Source organism: Arthrobacter sp. B0427-1-12 (assembly GCF_059092905.1).
Genome location: NZ_JBNHIC010000136.1, coordinates 1 through 1,902 on the forward strand (window position 1 = coordinate 1; position 1,902 = coordinate 1,902).

General features: G+C 68.0%; 2 protein-coding genes. Both read left to right on the plus strand.

The window, feature by feature from the left end; all coding sequences use genetic code 11:
* On the plus strand, nucleotides 1-984 hold a 984-nt coding region (locus AC5RWU_RS24145), incomplete at its 5' end, for a transposase (protein WP_493986701.1).
* Nucleotides 981-1,769: an IS21-like element helper ATPase IstB gene (gene istB / locus AC5RWU_RS24150; RefSeq protein WP_493986702.1), complete on the plus strand. Its 789-nt coding sequence runs from the start codon at nucleotides 981-983 to the stop codon at nucleotides 1,767-1,769. The genes AC5RWU_RS24145 and istB, both read left to right, overlap by 4 nt.
* Nucleotides 1,770-1,902: the final 133 nt, after the last annotated feature.

A 1,902-nucleotide genomic window follows, 5' to 3' on the forward strand; every position in this document is an offset into this window, starting at 1 on the left:
ACGTATGTGCTCACCGACAACGAGAAGACCGTGACCACCGCCCACGTCGCCGGGGTACCGGTGCGCAACCAGCAGACCCTGGACTTTGCCCGGCACTACGGGGTCACTGTGCTAACCTGCCAGCCCGCTGACCCGGCTACGAAGGGCGGGGTCGAGGCCTCGGTGAAACTGGCCAAGGCTGACCTGGTGCCGACCGACACCAACCTTCGGACCCAGTACTCCTCTTTCGCTGCGCTTGAGGCGGCCTGCGAGGCGTTCATGGACGAAGTGAACAACCGTGAGCATCGCACCACACGGCGCAAACCCGCCGCGGTGCTCATCGACGAAGCGCCCAGGCTGCACCGTATTCCGGATACCGCGCACACGGTCGCGTTTGGGCTGGCCCGCACCGTTCCGGAGAACACCCCGATGGTGACGTTCGAGAACGCCCAGTATTCCGTCCCGGCGCACCTGCTCGGCGCAAGGGTGTTCGTCCGCTCCCACGGCACCGGCCCGGGCGAACAGATCATCATCGTCCACCACAGCCCCGGTGGCCCGGTTGAGGTCGCCCGGCATGAGCGGGCACGGCCCGGCAGCCCGGCCATCAACGATGAGCACTTCCCCGGGACCAGGACCCGGATCCCGGGCGATTACACACCCAAAGCCCGCACCGCTGACGAGGCCGCGTTCCTCGCCATCGGCAACGGCGCCGCCACCTGGCTGGCCGAAGCCGCCGCAGCCGGCACGGCACGGATGCACGTGAAAATGGCCGAGGCCGTGACCCTGGCCAAACTCGCAGGCACTGCCGCAGTGGATCGGGCCCTGGGCGACGCCGCACTCCATGGCCGCTTCGCCCACGGCGACCTGGCCTCGATCCTGAACGCGAACATCAGACGCACCACCACCCACGCCGCGGACGAGACCCGATCCCTGACCCAGGGCACGGGCGCCTGGGCAGGCTTGGGCGCAGCGACCTCAGACACCGTAAGGGAGCAGAGCCGATGAGCCCCGTCAGCACCACGAACACCACCGCCCCGGCCCTGCCGGCCGAGCTGGAAGCTTTGATGCGGCAACTGAAGATGCCCCACGCCCGGGCCTTGGCGCCGGAACTGATCGCCACCGCACGCGCTCAGCGCTGGGAACCGGTCGAGATCATCAAGGCCCTGTTCGCCGAAGAAGCCGCCGGCCGGGCCCGGTCCATGCTCGCCACCCGCCGCAAGGCAGCAGGCTTCCCGACCGGCAAAACCTTCGACGCATGGGACCCCGCGGTCTCTTCGATCCCCGCCCCGACCCAGCAGGCCCTGCGCACCCTGGAATGGATCACACGGCGGGAGAACCTGGTCGTCTGCGGGCCCTCCGGCACCGGGAAAACCTTCTTCCTCGAAGCCCTCGGCCAGCAGGCCGTCGAAGCCGGCATGCGCGTGGCCTGGTTCAGACTCGAGGACCTCGGCGCCCTGATCCGGGCCCACCGCACCGACGACAGCGTCACCCGCGCCGTCACCAGAATCCTGCGCGCCGAGCTGGTCGTGATCGATGACATCGGGCTTCTGCCCGTGGCCACCGACGCCGCCGAAGGCCTCTACCGGGTCGTGGACGCCGCCTACGAAAAACGCTCCGTCGCCATCTCCTCGAACCTGCACCCCGCGGGCTTCGACGAACTCATGCCCAAAACCCTGGCCACCGCCACCGTGGACCGTCTCCTGCACCACGCCCATGTCTGCCAGACCAGCGGCGACTCGATCCGCCTCACCCAGGCCCTCGCCGGGAAAGGAGTCAGCCAACTGAACTAACAAAAACCAGCCATGGCCAATCCCGCCGAACCGCTCAGTGGGCAGATCTGTTGGCCATCATCGGGCAGTTTTACTGGCCACCAGCGGGCACATCAACTGGCCGCCCGTGGGCAGAAACCAATGGCCATTGACA

Coding starts and splice junctions, on each gene's coding strand:
- istB (WP_493986702.1), top strand. CDS start 981: ATGAGCCCCGTCAGCACCACGAACACCACCGCCCCGGCCCTGCCGGCC.